Genomic DNA, 15,917 nt, shown 5'->3' with positions numbered 1-15,917 from the left:
TCGGGTCACTGGCCGTTGCAGGCAGCGGGCTGCGTGAAGTCCGCCAAGCGGCAATCGCGCCCCACCAGTACCAGCCGCGTGTCCAGCGCGTCAAAAAATCCTGGCGGTGGGGGCATTTGCAACTGCTGCACACGCTTGTTTGCATCGATGCGCACGGCGGCCAACTCGTAGTCGCGCGCCAGGGCCATCCACAGGCCGTGGGCACCGGCAGACTGGCGTGCCCCCGTCATGAGGCAACGGCCCGAGTCCAGCCACCAGCGGTAGATGGCCGTGGCAATGCCCATGCGACGGTAGCCGTGCGCCACCTTGGTGTGGGGCGCGCGCAGGTGGCGGTCGGTGCGGCGGTCCACCTCCACCAGCCGGTTGAACACGGTGTAAGCCACGATGCGGTTGCGCAGCGGGTCGATGGCATACACAAAATATTCGCCATCGGCCTCGCGCAGGCGAAACACCAGCCCGCGCAGGTGCAGGGGCAGCGGCCGTATCGCATCGCGCGTGCGGTGGTTGGTGCGGATGCGGTCATACAGCGCATCGAACTCGCGCTGGATGTCGCGGCCCGACAGGTCCACGTCGATGCGCAGCTCGGTCAGCCACTGGGCCCAGCGGCCCCGCAGGCCTGGGCTGGCCTGTGCCTTGGTGGTGGCGATGGCAGGGCCCGGCAGGTGCAGGCAGAAGGTGCTTGCCGTCATTGCGTGCTCCCCGGGCCGCCAGCCCAGCAGCCGCTTAGCAGGCGCGCGGGTTGTTCGCGGGCGCTGACCTGGGCGCTGTGGGGCCAGTCGGGCAAGGGCACATCCAGGCCCGCATACACGCCATAGGCTTCGCCCGCGGCAATCGTGTCGCCCGCCCACAGGCTCTCTCCCGCGCGGATGGTGCCACCGGCGTGGATATGCCCACCGGCCCGCACCCCCCAGCCCACCTGCAGGTGGCCCTTGCAGTCCACATCGCCCATCACCCACAGGCCCCGGGCCGCCTGCAGGGCCGCGCCGGCATGCAGGTGGCCGCCCACCTTGAGGCCGCCTTCGCAGCCCAGGTCGTCCGCCACGCGCAGATCCTGGGCCACCCGGCAGTGGCCGCCGATCTGGACGGCGGCGCCGCAGTCCAGCTCGCCGCCCACGCGCAGGCTGCCCGTGCATTGCAGCCGCTGCGCTACGGTCAGCGACCAGCCCGCGCGCACATCGCCCTGCAGCCGCGCGCTGCCCTCGCAGCGCACCGCGCCTGCCACGCGCAGGTCTTCGCCCACGCGCAGCGCACCGCCCACCCGCAGGCCGCCCTGCACACTTAGGCTGCGGCCGGTGCGCAGCACACCGTCCACGTCCGCGCTGCCCCGGCAGTGCACGCTGCCGGCAAACACCAGCGCGTCGGCCTCCAGGTGGTCCACCTCCAGCACATCGTTGGTGGGGCCGAACTGGTCCAGCATCCAGCACGCATCTTCCACGCGGCCCTCGCGCACCAGGTCGTCGAGCAACGCCTGGTAGTTGCTGGCGCCTTCCTGGCGGCGCAGGTACCAGCGGTACCCGTCGGTGCAGGGCTGCTTGGCACGGATGAACTGGCGGGTGATGTCGGCGGCGGCTGCGTGGGCCACGGCCTGATCGACAGCACCGTCGCGCGCGAGCGCAGGGGCAGCAAGTGGGTGCGCGGGCGCGCACGGGGCGAGCGAAATCTCGCCCGAAGGAAACGAGGGCATGGACACTCCTGACGTCCGCGCCCCGGCCGTGGCCAAGGCGCAAGCTGGCGCTGGGTGTGGGGCCCGGCGACAGGAGGTGCGCGAAAAGAATGCGGAGGGGAGGGGGTGTCGCCGGGCTCAGGAATCTGCAGCGAGGGTGCAGAGAGCGCGGTCACCGGCCTGGAGCGTGGCCTGCGAGCGCACGCCACGGCGCAGCGGCGCGGTGGCGCTGGCGGCTGTGGCGGGAGAGTGGCTCGCAAACATCGGCGGCACTATAGGCAGCAGCGACAAGACCGTCAAATCAATCCGCACTGGCTTGGTGCGGATTGGAAGGCACTTGGACGATCGCCCGCTTACACGCAGCGCCCGCCATCCACCTCGATGCACACGCCGCTGATGAACGATGCCTCCTCGCTCGCCAGGTACAGCGCCGCATTGGCCACGTCGAGCGCGGTGGAGAAGCGGCCCAGCGGAATGGTGGCCAGGAACTTGGCGCGGCGCGCATCGTCCACCGGGCCGCCTGCAAACTCGGCAGCCAGGCCCGTGTCGGGGTTGAACACGGGGTTGATGCAGTTCACGCGGATGTTGTCCGGGCCCAGCTCGGCGGCCATGGACTTACTGGTGATGATCACGGCGCCCTTGGAGCCGTTGTACCAAGTGAGGCCCGGGCGGGGGCGCAGCCCGGCGGTGGAGGCGATGTTGATGATGCTGCCGCCGCCCGCCTGACGCAGTGCGGGCACGGCGTGGATGGCCGAGAGGTAGATGCTCTTCATGTTGATGGCATAGACCTTGTCGAACTCTTCCTCGCTCACTTCGAGCATGGGGCGGTTGCGGTGCGTCCAGCCCGCGTTGTTCACCACCACGTCCAGGCGGCCGTACAGGCGCACGGCTTCGTCGACCATGGCCTTCACTTCGGCGGACTTCGTCACGTCGGCCTTGAAGAACGCGGCCGTGCCGCCCGCGGCCGTGATCTCGGCCACCACGCGCTGGCCGCCCGCTTCGTTGATGTCATTGACGATGACCTTGCCGCCCTCGGCCGCCAGGCGTTTGGCAATGCCTTCGCCAATGCCATTGCCGGCGCCGGTGACGATGATGGATTTGTTCTGCACACGCATGGGTGTCTCCGATGGGTTGGGGTGATATATCAAAATTGATAGCTACCAGCGCATATTCAACCAGCGCTAGCGCCCGATGGGGCTGAAATTTCAGTGGCCGAAACCGTATCGGCCGTAGAGGGAGCCGGGGCGGGTGCCTTGGGCTGCCGGCCATAGAACTGGGGGAAAAACTCTTTCACGCCTTGGCCATTGAAGTCCCATCCCGTGCACTGGCCCAGGTGGCGCGGCGGCTCGGCAGGATCGCTGGACGAAAACACCGCAGGCACTGACTGGAACGCTGCCGTGGCGAGGTTGAACAGCAGCTCGCGCAGGTGCGTGCAGCTTTCCACGCCGCCCAGGTGCTTCTGGATGGCCTGGCGCCAGCCGCGCGCCATGCTGCAGCCCACCATGCGCTGCAGCGCGGCCTGGGCCTCGGTGCAGCCCTTGAGCGGGTGCGAGTCCATCGCCACGTCCACCGCCTGCACCACCAGCTGGCGGTTCACGGTCACGCGCAGCCACATGTGGTGGATGGCCTCGCCTGCCAGGCGTTGCTTGGTGGGATCGCGAAAGGAGGTGGCGTCATAGGCCTTGCTGTCGTGCAGCTCGCCTTCGATGTCCCACAGGCCATCGTCGCGTTCAAAGCCCTGGTAGTTCACCCGGCGGACATGTTTCAGGGTGCGGGGGGCGGGGGGACTCAGGGGCATGGAAAAAGAAAAATCGTCGTGCAGAAGCGGCCAAGGTTACTGGGGCCTCCCTGCGCTGTCGTGCGCAGGCGAGACACCCTGCAATGCCTCTTCAACCGTACTTGATGGCCACCGTCTTCAAGGTGGTGAAGCCGTACAGCGCCTCAAAGCCCTTTTCGCGCCCATAGCCGCTGGATTTGACGCCGCCAAACGGCAGCTCCACACCGCCGGCCGCGCCGTAGTTGTTGATGAACACCTGGCCGCTGTGCACGCGCTTGGCCATGCGGAACTGGCGCGCGCCGTCGCGCGTCCAGATGCCCGCGACCAAGCCGAACTGCGTGGCGTTGGCCAGTTCCACGGCGTGGTCTTCGTCCTGGAAGGCCATGGCCGACAGCACGGGGCCGAAGACTTCTTCCTGCGCCAGGCGATGGCCCACGGGCACATCGCGCAGCAAGGTGGGAGCCTGGTAGTAGCCGGTCTCGGGGGCTTCGTCCACCACCACGCCCTGGGCCACCATGGGGATGCCAGCCACTTGCGCGTCGGAGAGGAAGTCCCACACGCGCTGCTGCTGCGTCTGGCGGATCAGCGGGCCCACGTCCAGGTCCATGGCGGCGGGGCCGACGCGCAGCTTTTCAAACGCCTTGCCCAGGCGCTCCAGCAGGGGTTCGTAGATCAGCGAGTCGATCAACACGCGCGAGCCGGCCGAGCAGGTCTGCCCGGCGTTCTGCACGATGGCGTTGATGACCACGGGGATGGCGGCGTCCAGGTCGGCATCCGCAAAGATGATCTGCGGGCTCTTGCCACCCAGCTCCAGCGTGACGGGGCAGTGGCGCTCTGCCGCCACCTGCTGGATCAGCGTGCCGATCTTGGGGCTGCCGGTGAAGCTGATGTGGTCGATGCCGGGGTGGCGCGCCAGCGCGTCGCCCACTTCATGGCCGTAGCCGGTGACGATGTTGAGCGCGCCGGCGGGGAAGCCCACCTCGGCCGCGAGTTGCGCCACGCGGATCAGCGAGAGGCAAGCGTCTTCGGCCGGCTTGACCACGCACACATTGCCCGCAGCCAGGGCACCGCCTACGCTGCGGCCAAAGATCTGCATCGGGTAGTTCCAGGGGATCACATGGCCCGTGACGCCATGGGGCTCGCGCCAAGTCAGCACGCTGTAGCCATCGGGGTAGGGGATGGTCTCGCCGTGGAACTTGTCGCATGCACCGGCGTAGAACTCGAAGTAGCGCGCCAGCGCAATCGCGTCGGCGCGTGCCTGCTTGGTGGGCTTGCCGCAGTCGCGCTGCTCCAGCGCCGTCAGCTCGTCCGCATGTTCCAGGATCTTGGCCGAGAGCTTTTGCAGCAGGCGGCCGCGTTCCACCGGAGCCAGCTTCTGCCACACCGCGTTGTAGCACTGGCGGGCTGCATGCACCGCCGCGTCGATGTCGTCGGCGTTGCTGCGCTGGATCTCGTCGAAGGGCTGGCCGTCGGACGGGTCGATCACAGGGACCGTGCGGCCCGAGGACGAGGGCACCGAGGCGTTGGCGATGTAGTTGAGTTGCATGGCCGCCATTTTGCCCGGAAATGGAATGTGTGCTTAGTATTTGTATAAAAACCGGCTCATGCGCTAGCGCATCATGCCTTGGATGCTATTGATTCGATAGTAATCAGGCGCAAACGCCCCGCAGGCCGGCCAGGTCCAAAATCTCCACCTCGCCGCGCTGCACGCGCACCAGCTGGCGCGACTCCAGGTCTTTAAGGATCTGGTTGGTGGTCTGGCGCGAGATCGCCAGCATCAGCGACAGCTGCTCCTGCGAGATCTCGATCACCCGGCGCGACTGCCCTTCGGCCGTCCACTGCCCGTAGCCCTCGGCCATCATCACCAGGCGCCGTGCCAGGCGCTGCGGGGCGGGCAACAGCGCCAGCTCTTCCATGGCCACAAAGGCCGAGCGCAGCTTGTCGGTCATCAGCAAGGCCAGCGCGTGCCAGTGCTGCGGGTGGGCCTGCAGCCAGTGCTGCACTCGCTCGTGCGGGATGTGCACCAGGGTCGTGGGTTCGGTGGCCTGCGCATCGTGCGTGCGGGCCGAGTTGTCAAACACCGAGATCTCGCCAAACCAGTGCGCCGGCTCCAGGCGGATCAGCAGTGCCGCACGCGCCTCGTCGGCCCGCCCCCGGGTGCCCGAGATGCTGACCGCGCCGCGCACCACCGCATACAGGCCACAGGGCGCATCACCTCGCCGGAACAGCACCTCACCCGTCGCCAGATGGCGCAACTGCGCCATGGCAATCAGCGGCTGGGCAAAGTCGGGCGGCAGGTGGGCAAACCAGCGGCCTGTCTGGAGGACGGGTAAATAGGCAGAAGGGGGGGACATGGGATGCGAGTGAACGGGGCAGGAGGGCGGCGGGGTTTTTGTCGTCTGCACGACAGACGCTGGCACAGCCCCAGAGCGAGTATTGATGCTGCGCAAAACACATGCTGGAGACACCCATGAAAACCCTGATCGACCACCTCTCCCAATACGCCGACTACCACCGCGACCCGCGCAACATCCACACCCATTTTGTGGGCGTGCCCATGATCATGTTTGCCGTCGTCATCCTGCTGTCGCGCCCGACCTGGATGGTGGGTGCGGTGCCCGTGAGCCCGGCCCTGCTGGCTGCGTTGGCGGCCAGCGTCTTCTACTTCCGCCTGGACATGCGTTTTGGCCTGGCCATGGCCGCGCTGCTGGCCGCCATGCTGGTGGGCGGGCAATGGGTGGCCGCACAGACCCTGGCCGTCTGGCTGGCCACGGGCATCGGCCTGTTTGCGGTGGGCTGGGTGATCCAGTTCGTGGGCCACTATTACGAAGGCCGCAAGCCCGCTTTTGTGGACGACCTGGTTGGCCTGATTGTGGGCCCGCTGTTTGTGGTGGCCGAATGGGCGTTTGCACTTGGCCTGCGCAAGGAGGTGCAGGCGGCAGTGGAAGAGCGCAGCGGCCCGGTGCGCTTGCGTACCGGGCAACAGGCTGCTGCCCACCCTCAGTAAGCTCTGCGCTCGCGCTCCGCCGCGTTTACTGCTTGAGCGCCAGGGTTTGACGGCCTCGCAAGGGCCAGCACGGCCCCTGCGCACACCGCACCCAGCGCCACCAGCGCACACAGGTAAGGCAGCGCGGCGGACAGCGGCGCGCCCAGCTGGTTAAGCCGCAGCGACGCCTGCACGCCCGAGGTGCTGGGCAGCAGCCAGCGCAGCCACTGCAGCGGCTCGGGCAGGGCCTCCACCGGCCACGAGAAGCCCGCGACGAACGCGATGGGCAGCGTGGTGAACAGCAGCACCTGCAGCGCGCGTTCGCGGTTGCCAAACCACAGGCCCAGCAACGCGCCCAGCGCCGCGATGGCCGGGATATAGCAGGCCAGCAGCGCCAGCGCCCCCAGCAGGTTGCCGCCGCGCGGGTAGTCGTGCAGCACAAAGATCCACCCAAAGTAGAAGAGGCCACTGGCCCAGCCCAGTGTGCACAACGCTAGCAGGCGGCCCAGCCAGGTGGTGGCGCGGGCGCGGTGCTGGCCGCTTTCGACCCAGGTGCCGGTGAGCATTGCCGCACCCATCAGCAGGGTTTGCTGCAGGATGAGCAGCGCCACCGCGGGCACCACAAAGCTGCCGTAGCCCTCGGTGGGGTTGAACAGCGCCACCATCTGCAGCTGCACGGGCGCGCGGCTGGCGCGGGCCTGCGGGGCACTCTGGCCGCTGGCCTGCAGCTTGCGGATCTCGACCCCGGCCGATACCGTGCCGACCGCTTCTGCAAAGCCGTATTGCACCGCCTTGTTCAGCAGCGCGTAGGCGCCGTTGGCCTCGATGCTGACCACGGCGTTTTCGCCGCGCACCACGTTGCGCTTGAGCCCGGCTGGGATCACCGCATAGCCCTCGATCTCGCCGCGCCACAGGGCCTCCTGCGCCTCGCGCTCGCTACCGGTGACCAGATGCACCTCGATGCGCGGGTCGGCGTCGGCAAAGCGGGTGATCTGGCGCGACAGGCTGGTGTGGTCCAAGTCCACGACGGCTACGGGGACTCGGGTCAGCACCTCGTCGGCATAGAACCAGGGATAGAAAAAGCCGTAGAGCACCGGCGCGCCCACCAACAGCAGCAGCACGCCCTTGTCGCGCACCACGGTGGCCAGGGCGTGCAGCCAGGCGCCCAGCAGGCCTTGCTGCGAGGGGGTTGCGACGGGCACGGGTTGTGTTGTCGTGTTCATCAGCGGCCTCCCCACGTGTCGGGGCGCTGGTGCGCCAGCGCGAGTGCGGTGGCGCCCAGCAGCCACAGCACGGCGGTGGCGAGGATCAGCGCCACGACGGTCGATACGCTGGTGGCCACCGGTGCCCCCATTTGCAGCTGCTCGATCTGCAGGCGGATGTAGTGTGTGAACGGCATGGCCTCGGCCCAGGCGCGGGCGCTGCCGGGCATGCCCGCGAGTGGGAAGGCCACGCCGCTGAACGCAAATGCCGGTGCTGCAAAAAAGCCCGCCCCCGACAGCGCAGTGCGCAGCGACCGCGTGATGCCCGCCAGCGCAGCGCCAGCGGTGATCGACACGGCTATCAGCAGTGCGAGCGCCGCAGCCACCCACCACAGGTTGCCCGGCGGGTGCCAGCCTCGACCCCAGGTGATGCCCACCAGCGCCAGCAGGCCCACCAGCGTGAGAGATATCCAGGGCAGGGCCAGCTTGCCCGCCAGCGCGCCTGCAGTGCGCACCCAGCCCCCCGCGCCCAGCCATTCGCCCAGCGTGCGGTCGCGCAACTCGCGGCCCACGGTCCAGGCGCCGGCTGTCATGGCCAGGATGTGCAGCAGGGCGGGGATCAGCGCCGCGCCCAGAAACTGCTCGTAATTGCTGGACACGTTGAACAGCGCCACCATCTGCGTGTGGATGGGCTCCATGCTCACGTGCACGGCCTGGGCGCTTTCGCCGCGCTTGTTGCGCGCGGCCATCTCGATACCCGCCGACAAGGTGCCCACGGCCGTGCGCACATCGCGCTGCAGCAGGCCCGAGTGGGTGGACATCTGCGCGTTGTGCAGCAGCGTGACCTGCGCAGCGCGGCCTTCCTTCACGGTGCGCGCAAAGTCGCGCGGAATGGAGACCACGGCGTACACGTCCACCGCCCGCAGCGCGCGTTCGGCCTCGGCCGCGTTGGTGAAGTGCTGGGTGATCTGCACGCCGGGTGTGGCGTCCAGCATGCGCACCAGCTGGCGCGACAGGCTGGAGTGGTCGTCGTCCACCACGCCCACCGCCAAGTGGCGCGGCAGGCCGGCCGAAAAGATCCACCACAAGAGCGCCACGCCCAGCAGCGGCACCCAGGTGACCATGGCCAGGTCCCACGGGTCGGCCGCCAGGCGGCGGGCCTCGCGGCGGAAGCTGTTTGCTATTGAATTCATAGCTGTTTGTGCATGTTGCACTGGCGCTACCGGCACATTTGACTCAAATTTCTGTGCATCAGGCGCATGTCACTGCACCAGCACCGTCATGCCAGGGCGTGCGCCTTCGATCGGGGCAGCCGGGCGCGCGCGCACTTCAAACGTGCGGGCGTCAAAGCCCTGGCCTGCGCGCGTGGCGCGCCAGGTGGCAAAGTCGGGCAGCGCAGCCGTGTGGTAAACCTTGAACTTCACGGTCTTGCCGCCCAGCGCGGGCAGGGTGGCGTCGAACTCGTTGCCGATGGCAAAGCGCTGCAGGCGGTCTTCGCGCACGTTCAGCACCACCCACTGGTCCTTCAGGTCCACCACCGTGACCACGGCCACGCCCTGCGGCGACAGTTCGCCCGTGCGGGCCAGCACCTTGGCCACTTCGCCAGCCACGGGGCTCTTGAGTTCGGTCTCGGCCTGGGCGGCCTGCACCTCGGCGACCACGCCCGCCACCTGGCGCGCCTGGGCGCTGGCGGCGGACCGGTCTTCGCTGCGCGCACCGGCGCGGGCCAAGTCGTACTGGGCCTTGGCCGCCAGCGCCTGGTCGCGCGAGGCCTTGAAGTTGGCCTCGGCCTCGTCGCGTTTTTGTGCCGCCACCAGGCCCTCGCGGGCCAGACCATCGACCCGTTTGAAGGACGACTCGGCCAGGTCGGCAGCGGCCACGGCGCGTTGCCAGTTCAGGCGGGCCATCTCCACCTCTTGCGGGCGGGCACCGCTTTCAGCCTTGGCGGCCACGGCCTGGGCAGCCTCCTGGGCGGCGGTGGCCTGTGCCAGCTTGGCCTTGACCTCGGGGCTGTCCATGCGGATCAGCGGGGCGCCCACAGCGATCTGGTCGCCTTCCTTCACCAGGATCTGCGCAATGCGCGCGGTGACCTTGGGGGCGATGTCGGCCTCTTGCGCTTCGATCTGGCCCTGAAAGACCTCGGGCGCGGGCTGCGAGGCCTTCCACAGGCCAAAGCCCACAAAGCCTGCCACGGCCACAAAGGCCACTGCGCCGACGGCTGCTGTTTTCTTGCTCATGCTCTTCACTCCACTTTCAGCGCATCAGCGCGCGCCATGTATTTGCCAAAGTCTTCCGACAGGCCGCAGGCCTCCAACAGGTCGGCCAGCGCCTTCACGTAGTCGTGGGCGGCCTGGGCGCGTTCGGTCTGGGCCTTGGCCTGGTTGACCTGCGCGTCGATCAGGTCCAGCGTGGTGCTGGTGCCCGCCTTCAGGCCCGAGATACGCAGGCGCAGCACTTCGTCGGCCAGCTCCAGCCCTGGCTGCAGCGCAAAGTAGGCGCGGCGCGCCTGCTCCAGGGCCAGCCAGCGTTTCTCTACCAGCAGGGCAATGTCGTTCTGCGCCTGCGCGCCAGTGCGCTCAGCCTGCTCGATCTGGCGGTTGGACGACTCGGCCAGCGCATTGCGGTCGATGGAGTCCCACAGCGTCCAGCGCACGCCCACACCGGCCACCCAGTCGGCGTCGCGACCGGTCTTGAGCTGGCGCTGGCCAAACGCAAACACCTGGGGCTTGCGCAGTGCCTCCTGGGCGGCGTGCAGTTGCGTGGCTTGTTCTCTCTTGGCGGCCACCTTGTCCAAGCCGGGGTGGTGGGCCAAAGCGGTGTCGATGAAGTGGGGCAGGGGTTCGACCGGCTGGCTCAGCACAAACAGGGGGCTGGTGGGCGTGACAAGGTCGGACGCCTTCAGGGTGCGGGTCAGCGCCGTGGCGGCCAGCTCGGCATCGTCGCGGGCCTTGCGGGCATTGCGTCGGGCCTCTTCCAGTGCGGAGCGGGCCTGCAGGCGTTCGACGCGCGCGATCACGCCGGCGTCCAGCATCTTCTGCGCGGCAGCGTCGTGCTGTTCGATGGTGGCCAGGGCCGATTCGCGCAGCACGGCAGCGCGCTGCGCTAGCTGGGCGCCAAAGTAGCGCTGCACCAGCAAGGTGGTGGCCTCGTGGCTGGTTTTGGTAGCGTCGGCCTGGGCCTCTTGCGCCTGTGCATCCAGTAGACCCCGGGCCGCATTGCTGGCGCCGCCCATGTAGATGGGCCAGATGGCGGAGACCGAGGCCGTGGTGTCGCTCTTGCTGCGGTTGAGCGTGTAGCTGGACGGCAGGTGGGGCAACTGGGCCAGCGAGCCCGCCAGCTGGGGCGGCAGCTGCGACAGCACGCCGGGCAGGGCGCGGTTCAGCGGGTTCAGGTCCACGTCCAGGTTGGCGTTGTAGGTGTAGGCGGCGCCGCTCAGGTTGACCACCGGGCCGCCCAGGCGCTGCATGGCGTCGCGGCGCAGCTGGGCGCTTTCGACAGCGTTGCGCGATGCGGCCAGCTGGTCGGAGCGCTGCTGCAGCTGCTGCAGAGCGGCGTCAAATGCCAAGGGACCAGCGTAGGCCTGCAGGGGCAGGACGGTCGATGCAAGCAGGCAGAGCAAAGCCGCGCCTGCCCGGCCTGTGTGCCGGGGCGTGGTGGGATAGGTCATGGTGTCAGGTCGTGGTTGTCAGCGCGCACCCACGGGGGTGTAGGCGTTGCTGTGCTCTGCCAGCCAGCGTGCCGACAGGTCGGTGCCGTGCTGGCTGGGGTGAAAGTCGGGGCGCAGGTACTCGCGCCAGGGGCGCCAGGTCTCGCGCACCAGGCCGCCCTTGCCGAATAGCGTGCGTACGGCGCTGGTCCACGTGCTCCATTTCCACAGCGCGCCATCGCGGCGCAGGTTCAGCACCGTCTGGCGCAGCACATCGCCGAGGAACACCACCGTGATGCGGCGGAACCAGGTGATGCGCCACTCGTGGTTGCCGCCCAGTGCCTGGTAAAGGTCGAAGGCCGTGTTCTTGTGCTCGGACTCTTCGGCGCAGTGCCATTGCCACATGGTGGCCAGGCGTGGCTCGGCGCCCTGCAGCACCTCGGGGTGGGCCAGCAGCCATTCGGCCAGCAGCGCGGTGAAGTGCTCGTTGGCAGCGGTCACGGCCAGCGGATGGCGTGGGTCGGCGCCTGCAAACAGCTTCATGCGCTCTTGCGCACGCGGCGCCCATTCGTTGGCGAGGCCCTGCTGGTCGAGGTGGCCGTTGAACAGTGCATGGATGCGGCGGTGGGTGGCCTCTTGCCCGATAAAGCCGCGCACCTCTTCGGCAAACTGCGCTTGTTGGTCGGGGGGCAGGGCCTTGTGGCCGTCACGCACGGCGTCGATGAAGAACTGCTCGCCCACCGGAAAGCTCATCGACAGCGCATTGAACAGCGCCGAGCGAAACGCATCGCCCCCACACCAGTGGCGCGCAAACGGCGTCTCCAGGTCGATCAGCAGGCGGCGGACAACGAGTTCGGTCATAAAGAAGGCTCCTGGCGCAAAGGGGGCCGCACGGTGGTGCACAGGTTTGGTACTTTACAGTACCGATTGGGTTTGTATGATGCAGATCAACTATGGTACTGTCAAGTACCTTGTTGAATTTTCTGCCTTGCGATCTGCCTCCATGAGTGAAGTCACCGCCCCAACTGCTGCGCCCGCTGCACCCGCTGCGGGCACCGAACACCGCGCCCGCCTGCTGGAAGGCATGGCGCGCGCCGTGGCCGCCAAGGGTTATGCCGACACCACCATTGCCGACATCGTGCGCGAAGCCAGCGTGTCGCGCCGCACCTTTTATGAAAACTTTGCCGACAAGGCCGAATGCCTGACCGCACTGTACGAGGCGGCCAGCGGCAACGCCATTGCGGTGCTGCGCGCAGCCATTGACCCGCACAGCGACTGGGAGGCCCAGGTGGAGCAGGCCATGGCGGCCTACTTTGGCGTGCTGGCGCGCAACCCCGTGTTGCTGCGCACCTTGTTCATCGACATCTTGGGCCTGGGCCCCACGGGCCTTGCCGCGCGCCGCCGCGCCAACCAGCAACTGGCCGACCTGATGCTGGACGTGGTGAACAACCGCCCGGGCGAGCGCAAACGCAAAGCCCCGCTGCAACCCATGATGGCCATGGCCGTGGTGGGGGGCATCAATGAAATGGTGCTGCACTCCATCGAGCAGGACCGGGCCGGGCAGCTGCAAGAGCTGGTGGAGCCCGCTTCCACGTTGTTGCGGGCGGCAATCTCTGCGGAGTTTTGAATCTGTTGGGGTAATGCTTACCGCTGCCCGCGCAGCGAGCGCCTCACACCTCGTTGGCAATCTCGATCAGGTTGTCGTCCGGGTCGTAGATGTAGACCGAGCGCAGCCGGTGGCGTGCGCCCGTTGCGCCCACCGGGCCTTGCACGATGGCGACGCCTTCGGCCTGCAGGTGGGCGATGACGTCTTCGAGCGGCATCCGGGTGAGAAAGCACAGGTCGCCCGAGCCCGCCGTGGCGTGGCGCACATTGGGGTCCACCACCGTGCCCACTTCGTGCAGGTTGATCTTTTGCGCGCCGAAGTGCAGCGCGTACCGCTGGGGCTTGAACTCCCGCGCGGTCATGCCCAGCACGCGCTCATAAAACGCAATGGTTTTGTCGATGCTGGCGACGGTGAGCACGACGTGGTCGAGTGAATCCAGGACGATGGGCATGGTGTGGGGCAGAGTCAGGCGGGTGAAGGACGGAGCGCTGGTGCCTTGGGTCGCAGCCACCGCTTGTTGGCAGCAAACACCACCGTGAGCAGCAGCCCGGCCAGCAAAGCCATGAACCAATGCAGGGGCGACAGCGGCACAAACCGGAAAGCATTGGCCAGCCAGGGCACGGTGGTGATGGCCGCCAGCGCGGCCAGCGTGCCGCCTGCCACCCACAGGCTGACCGGGGTGAGGCCTGCCCACAGGCTGCGCCAGCTTGTCTGGCTGCTGCGGCTGGGCAGGATGAGTGCGGCGTTGGCGGCCACCAGCACCACAAACGCGGCCGTGCTGGCGGTGGCGGCATGGGCGGGCTGGCCCAGCAGCCAGGCATACAGGCCCACCACGGCGGCCGTCACGACGCTGCCCTGCAGCACGCTCAGCAGGATGTGGCGGGCGGACAGCAGTGGCTCGTTGGCCGCGCGGGGCGGCTGCTGCATGAGGTCGGCCGCGCCTTCTTCGGCCTCGAACACGATGGAGCAGGCCGGGTCGATGACCAGTTCCAGAAACGCGATGTGCAGCGGCGCCAGCACCAGCGGCAGCCCGAACAGCACCGGCAGCAGCGCCAGCCCAATGATGGGCACATGCACCGCCAGCGTGTAGACCATGGCCTGGCGCAGGTTGGCAAAGGTCTGCCGCCCCCGGTGAATCGCCAGCACGATGGCGGCGAAGTCATCGTGCAGCAGCACCAGGGCCGCAGCCTCGCGGGCTACGTCGGTGCCGCGTTGGCCCATGGCGATGCCGATGTGTGCGGCCTTGAGGGCCGGGGCGTCGTTCACGCCGTCACCGGTCATGGCCACCACCTCGCCCTGGGCCTTGAGGGCTTCGACCAGCGCGAGCTTCTGGTGCGGCTTGATGCGCGCAAACACGTTGACCTGCCGGACCTGGTCGGCCAGCGCCTGGGGCGGCATCTGTGCCAGCTCGTCGCCGGTGATCACACGGTCGTTGGCGATGCCCGCCTGGGCGGCAATGGCGCGCGCGGTGCGGGGGTGGTCGCCGGTGATCATCACCACGCGAATGCCCGCCTGACGGCACTGCGCAACGGCCTGGGGCACCTCCGGGCGCAGCGGGTCGGCCAGGGCCACCAAGCCCAGCCACTCAAAGTCAAAGTCGTGCTGGGCGTCGGGCCAGGTGTCTTGCGTGCGGTGCTGGGCCTTGGCCACGCCCAGCACCCGCAGGCCCCGGTCGGCCAGGCGTGCGGCCTGGGCGCTGACGGCGGCGCGCTCGGCGTCGGGCAGGTGGCAAAGGTCGGCCACGGCTTCGGGCGCGCCCTTGGTGGCCACCGTGTCGTGCGCCGAGGTGCCGTCACGCCACAGGTGGCTCATGGCCAGCAGCTGGGGTGATAGCTCGTACTCGCGCGCCAGTGACCATGCGGGGTGCAGGTGCTCGGTGTCCACCAGGTGGTCTGCCGCCATGCGGTGAAAGGCCTGCTCCATGGGGTCGTGCGGCTCGATCTCGCTGGCCAGCACGGCGTATTCGAGCAGCTCGTGGAAGGCATCGGGCAGCGCGCTGCCGTCCGCTGCGGCGGGCAGGTTCTGCACATCCAGTTCCTGGCCTGCAATGCAGAGCGCCGCCACTGCCATGCGGTTCTGCGTCAGGGTGCCTGTCTTGTCCACGCACAGCACGGTGGTTTGCCCCAGCGTCTCGATGGCGTTGAGCCGCCGCGTGAGCACCTGTTGCGCCGCCAGCCGCCGCGCGGCCAGGGCCAGGAAGATGATCATGATCACGGGCAACTCTTGCGGCAACACCCCCATGGCCAGCGTGATGCCCGCCAGCACGGCCTGCAGCCAGTCGCCCCGCAGCGCCCAGAACAGGGCCACCAGCAGCGCGCACAGCGACAGGCCGATGACCACCAGCTTGCGTGTGAGCCGCGCCATTTCCTCGCGCAGCGGCGAGGCCTGCAGGGCAATGGTGTCGAGTGACTGGCCAATCCGGCCCAGCTCCGTGTGGCGGCCCACGGCGGACACCTGCAGCAGGCCCTGGCCGCTGACCACCAGCGTGCCTGCAAACACCTTGTCCGCCGGTTGTTTGGCCACGGGCTCAGATTCGCCGGTCAGCATCGACTCGTTGGCGGCCAGCTCGTGGGCCTGCAGCAGCGTGCCGTCGGCGGGGATGCGGTCGCCCTCGGCAATCATCAGCAGGTCTTCGCGCACCACGTCGCGGCCTGCAATGCGCACCAGGGTGCCGCCGCGCAGCGCCAGCGCGCGGGGGCTGGAGAGGTCGCGCAGGGCGTTCAGCGCGTTGTCGGTGCGGCGCTCCTGCAGCACCGTGATCGCCATGATGATCACCACAAAGCCCAGCAGGATCAGCGCCTCGTGCGCGTCGCCCATGGCGAGGTAGATGGCACCTGCGCCCAGCAACAGCAGGAACATGGGCTCGGTGACCACGTCCCAGGCCATGTCGCGCAGCGTGCGGCGTTGGCTGATGTCCAGTTCGTTGGGGCCTTCTTCACGCAGGCGCTGGGCGGCTAGGGCCGGGTCGAGGCCAGTGGAGGAGTCAGTAGTGGGCATGTGGGGCGTGACGCTGCGTTGCAAGGAGGGTCGCAGCGGT

15 protein-coding genes are annotated in these 15,917 nt (G+C 68.3%); 2 read left to right on the top strand and 13 right to left on the bottom strand.

Annotated features, from left to right (window positions below):
• Window positions 1-5: 5 nt before the first annotated feature.
• The 6 genes from ACODSM_RS18185 to ACODSM_RS18160 form a co-directional block, all read right to left on the bottom strand.
• The gene (locus ACODSM_RS18185; protein ID WP_488806443.1) at window positions 6-689 is read right to left on the bottom strand and encodes a hypothetical protein; all 684 of its coding nucleotides are present in this window, start codon (window positions 687-689) and stop codon (window positions 6-8) included.
• The gene (locus ACODSM_RS18180) at window positions 686-1,684 is read right to left on the bottom strand and encodes a hypothetical protein (protein WP_488806442.1); all 999 of its coding nucleotides are present in this window, start codon (window positions 1,682-1,684) and stop codon (window positions 686-688) included. Before ACODSM_RS18180 ends, ACODSM_RS18185 begins: the two co-directional genes overlap by 4 nt.
• 332 nt (window positions 1,685-2,016) lie before the next feature.
• A complete protein-coding gene (locus tag ACODSM_RS18175; RefSeq protein WP_015013621.1) occupies window positions 2,017-2,778 on the bottom strand; it encodes an SDR family oxidoreductase in 762 nt (253 codons plus the stop codon).
• A gap of 56 nt (window positions 2,779-2,834) precedes the next feature.
• Window positions 2,835-3,461, bottom strand: coding sequence for a DUF2889 domain-containing protein (locus tag ACODSM_RS18170; protein WP_488806441.1), 627 nt, complete (start codon window positions 3,459-3,461; stop codon window positions 2,835-2,837).
• Window positions 3,462-3,552: 91 nt separating this feature from the next.
• Window positions 3,553-4,986 (bottom strand): aldehyde dehydrogenase family protein, encoded by a 1,434-nt coding sequence (locus ACODSM_RS18165; RefSeq protein ID WP_488806440.1) that lies wholly within the window; start codon window positions 4,984-4,986, stop codon window positions 3,553-3,555.
• Window positions 4,987-5,089: 103 nt separating this feature from the next.
• Window positions 5,090-5,794 carry a Crp/Fnr family transcriptional regulator gene (locus tag ACODSM_RS18160; RefSeq protein ID WP_488806439.1) on the bottom strand — a complete coding sequence of 235 codons (705 nt, stop codon included), beginning with the start codon at window positions 5,792-5,794 and terminating at the stop codon, window positions 5,090-5,092.
• Window positions 5,795-5,910: 116 nt separating this feature from the next.
• Here ACODSM_RS18160 and ACODSM_RS18155 point away from each other — a divergent pair, with 116 nt between their 5' ends.
• Window positions 5,911-6,447, top strand: coding sequence for an Mpo1 family 2-hydroxy fatty acid dioxygenase (locus tag ACODSM_RS18155; protein WP_209820425.1), 537 nt, complete (start codon window positions 5,911-5,913; stop codon window positions 6,445-6,447).
• Here the strand turns inward: ACODSM_RS18155 and ACODSM_RS18150 are convergent.
• The 5 genes from ACODSM_RS18150 to ACODSM_RS18130 all read right to left on the bottom strand — a co-directional run bounded on the left by ACODSM_RS18150 (window position 6,441) and on the right by ACODSM_RS18130 (window position 12,135).
• Window positions 6,441-7,649, bottom strand: a complete 1,209-nt coding sequence (locus tag ACODSM_RS18150) for an ABC transporter permease (protein WP_488806438.1) — start codon at window positions 7,647-7,649, stop codon at window positions 6,441-6,443. The two genes, ACODSM_RS18155 and ACODSM_RS18150, sit on opposite strands and share 7 nt — an antisense overlap.
• Window positions 7,649-8,821, bottom strand: a complete 1,173-nt coding sequence (locus ACODSM_RS18145; RefSeq protein WP_488806437.1) for an ABC transporter permease — start codon at window positions 8,819-8,821, stop codon at window positions 7,649-7,651. The genes ACODSM_RS18150 and ACODSM_RS18145 overlap by 1 nt, the downstream gene beginning before the upstream one ends.
• A 69-nt stretch (window positions 8,822-8,890) precedes the next feature.
• Complete coding sequence (locus tag ACODSM_RS18140) at window positions 8,891-9,865, bottom strand: HlyD family secretion protein (RefSeq protein WP_015013628.1); 975 nt, start codon at window positions 9,863-9,865, stop codon at window positions 8,891-8,893.
• 5 nt (window positions 9,866-9,870) lie between these two features.
• Complete coding sequence (locus ACODSM_RS18135; protein WP_488806436.1) at window positions 9,871-11,295, bottom strand: TolC family protein; 1,425 nt, start codon at window positions 11,293-11,295, stop codon at window positions 9,871-9,873.
• Between the two features lie 18 nt (window positions 11,296-11,313).
• The gene (locus tag ACODSM_RS18130) at window positions 11,314-12,135 is read right to left on the bottom strand and encodes a metal-dependent hydrolase (RefSeq protein WP_209820429.1); all 822 of its coding nucleotides are present in this window, start codon (window positions 12,133-12,135) and stop codon (window positions 11,314-11,316) included.
• Between the two features lie 142 nt (window positions 12,136-12,277).
• Here ACODSM_RS18130 and ACODSM_RS18125 point away from each other — a divergent pair, with 142 nt between their 5' ends.
• Window positions 12,278-12,901 carry a TetR/AcrR family transcriptional regulator gene (locus tag ACODSM_RS18125; protein WP_209820430.1) on the top strand — a complete coding sequence of 208 codons (624 nt, stop codon included), beginning with the start codon at window positions 12,278-12,280 and terminating at the stop codon, window positions 12,899-12,901.
• 43 nt (window positions 12,902-12,944) lie between these two features.
• On the opposite strand, the gene ACODSM_RS18120 is transcribed toward ACODSM_RS18125, so the two are convergent.
• Both ACODSM_RS18120 and ACODSM_RS18115 read right to left on the bottom strand, forming a co-directional pair.
• Entirely contained in the window at window positions 12,945-13,331 is a 387-nt protein-coding gene (locus ACODSM_RS18120; RefSeq protein WP_488806435.1) for a VOC family protein, read from the bottom strand.
• A 14-nt stretch (window positions 13,332-13,345) separates the two neighbouring features.
• The gene (locus ACODSM_RS18115; protein WP_488806434.1) at window positions 13,346-15,877 is read right to left on the bottom strand and encodes a cation-translocating P-type ATPase; all 2,532 of its coding nucleotides are present in this window, start codon (window positions 15,875-15,877) and stop codon (window positions 13,346-13,348) included.
• Between the last annotated feature and the right edge of the window lie 40 nt (window positions 15,878-15,917).

This window comes from Acidovorax sp. FG42 (assembly GCF_057809195.1).
This window is presented reverse-complemented; position numbering and strand designations above follow the sequence as displayed.

Bases quoted from the DNA above. Each gene is read 5' to 3' on its own strand.
- ACODSM_RS18155 (WP_209820425.1), top strand. From the start codon at position 5,911: ATGAAAACCCTGATCGACCACCTCTCCCAATACGCCGACTACCACCGC.
- ACODSM_RS18125 (WP_209820430.1), top strand. From the start codon at position 12,278: ATGAGTGAAGTCACCGCCCCAACTGCTGCGCCCGCTGCACCCGCTGCG.
- ACODSM_RS18175 (WP_015013621.1), bottom strand. From the start codon at position 2,778: ATGCGTGTGCAGAACAAATCCATCATCGTCACCGGCGCCGGCAATGGC.
- ACODSM_RS18185 (WP_488806443.1), bottom strand. From the start codon at position 689: ATGACGGCAAGCACCTTCTGCCTGCACCTGCCGGGCCCTGCCATCGCC.
- ACODSM_RS18150 (WP_488806438.1), bottom strand. From the start codon at position 7,649: ATGAACACGACAACACAACCCGTGCCCGTCGCAACCCCCTCGCAGCAA.
- ACODSM_RS18130 (WP_209820429.1), bottom strand. From the start codon at position 12,135: ATGACCGAACTCGTTGTCCGCCGCCTGCTGATCGACCTGGAGACGCCG.
- ACODSM_RS18115 (WP_488806434.1), bottom strand. From the start codon at position 15,877: ATGCCCACTACTGACTCCTCCACTGGCCTCGACCCGGCCCTAGCCGCC.
- ACODSM_RS18140 (WP_015013628.1), bottom strand. From the start codon at position 9,865: ATGAGCAAGAAAACAGCAGCCGTCGGCGCAGTGGCCTTTGTGGCCGTG.
- ACODSM_RS18135 (WP_488806436.1), bottom strand. From the start codon at position 11,295: ATGACCTATCCCACCACGCCCCGGCACACAGGCCGGGCAGGCGCGGCT.
- ACODSM_RS18165 (WP_488806440.1), bottom strand. From the start codon at position 4,986: ATGCAACTCAACTACATCGCCAACGCCTCGGTGCCCTCGTCCTCGGGC.
- ACODSM_RS18120 (WP_488806435.1), bottom strand. From the start codon at position 13,331: ATGCCCATCGTCCTGGATTCACTCGACCACGTCGTGCTCACCGTCGCC.
- ACODSM_RS18170 (WP_488806441.1), bottom strand. From the start codon at position 3,461: ATGCCCCTGAGTCCCCCCGCCCCCCGCACCCTGAAACATGTCCGCCGG.
- ACODSM_RS18160 (WP_488806439.1), bottom strand. From the start codon at position 5,794: ATGTCCCCCCCTTCTGCCTATTTACCCGTCCTCCAGACAGGCCGCTGG.
- ACODSM_RS18180 (WP_488806442.1), bottom strand. From the start codon at position 1,684: ATGCCCTCGTTTCCTTCGGGCGAGATTTCGCTCGCCCCGTGCGCGCCC.
- ACODSM_RS18145 (WP_488806437.1), bottom strand. From the start codon at position 8,821: ATGAATTCAATAGCAAACAGCTTCCGCCGCGAGGCCCGCCGCCTGGCG.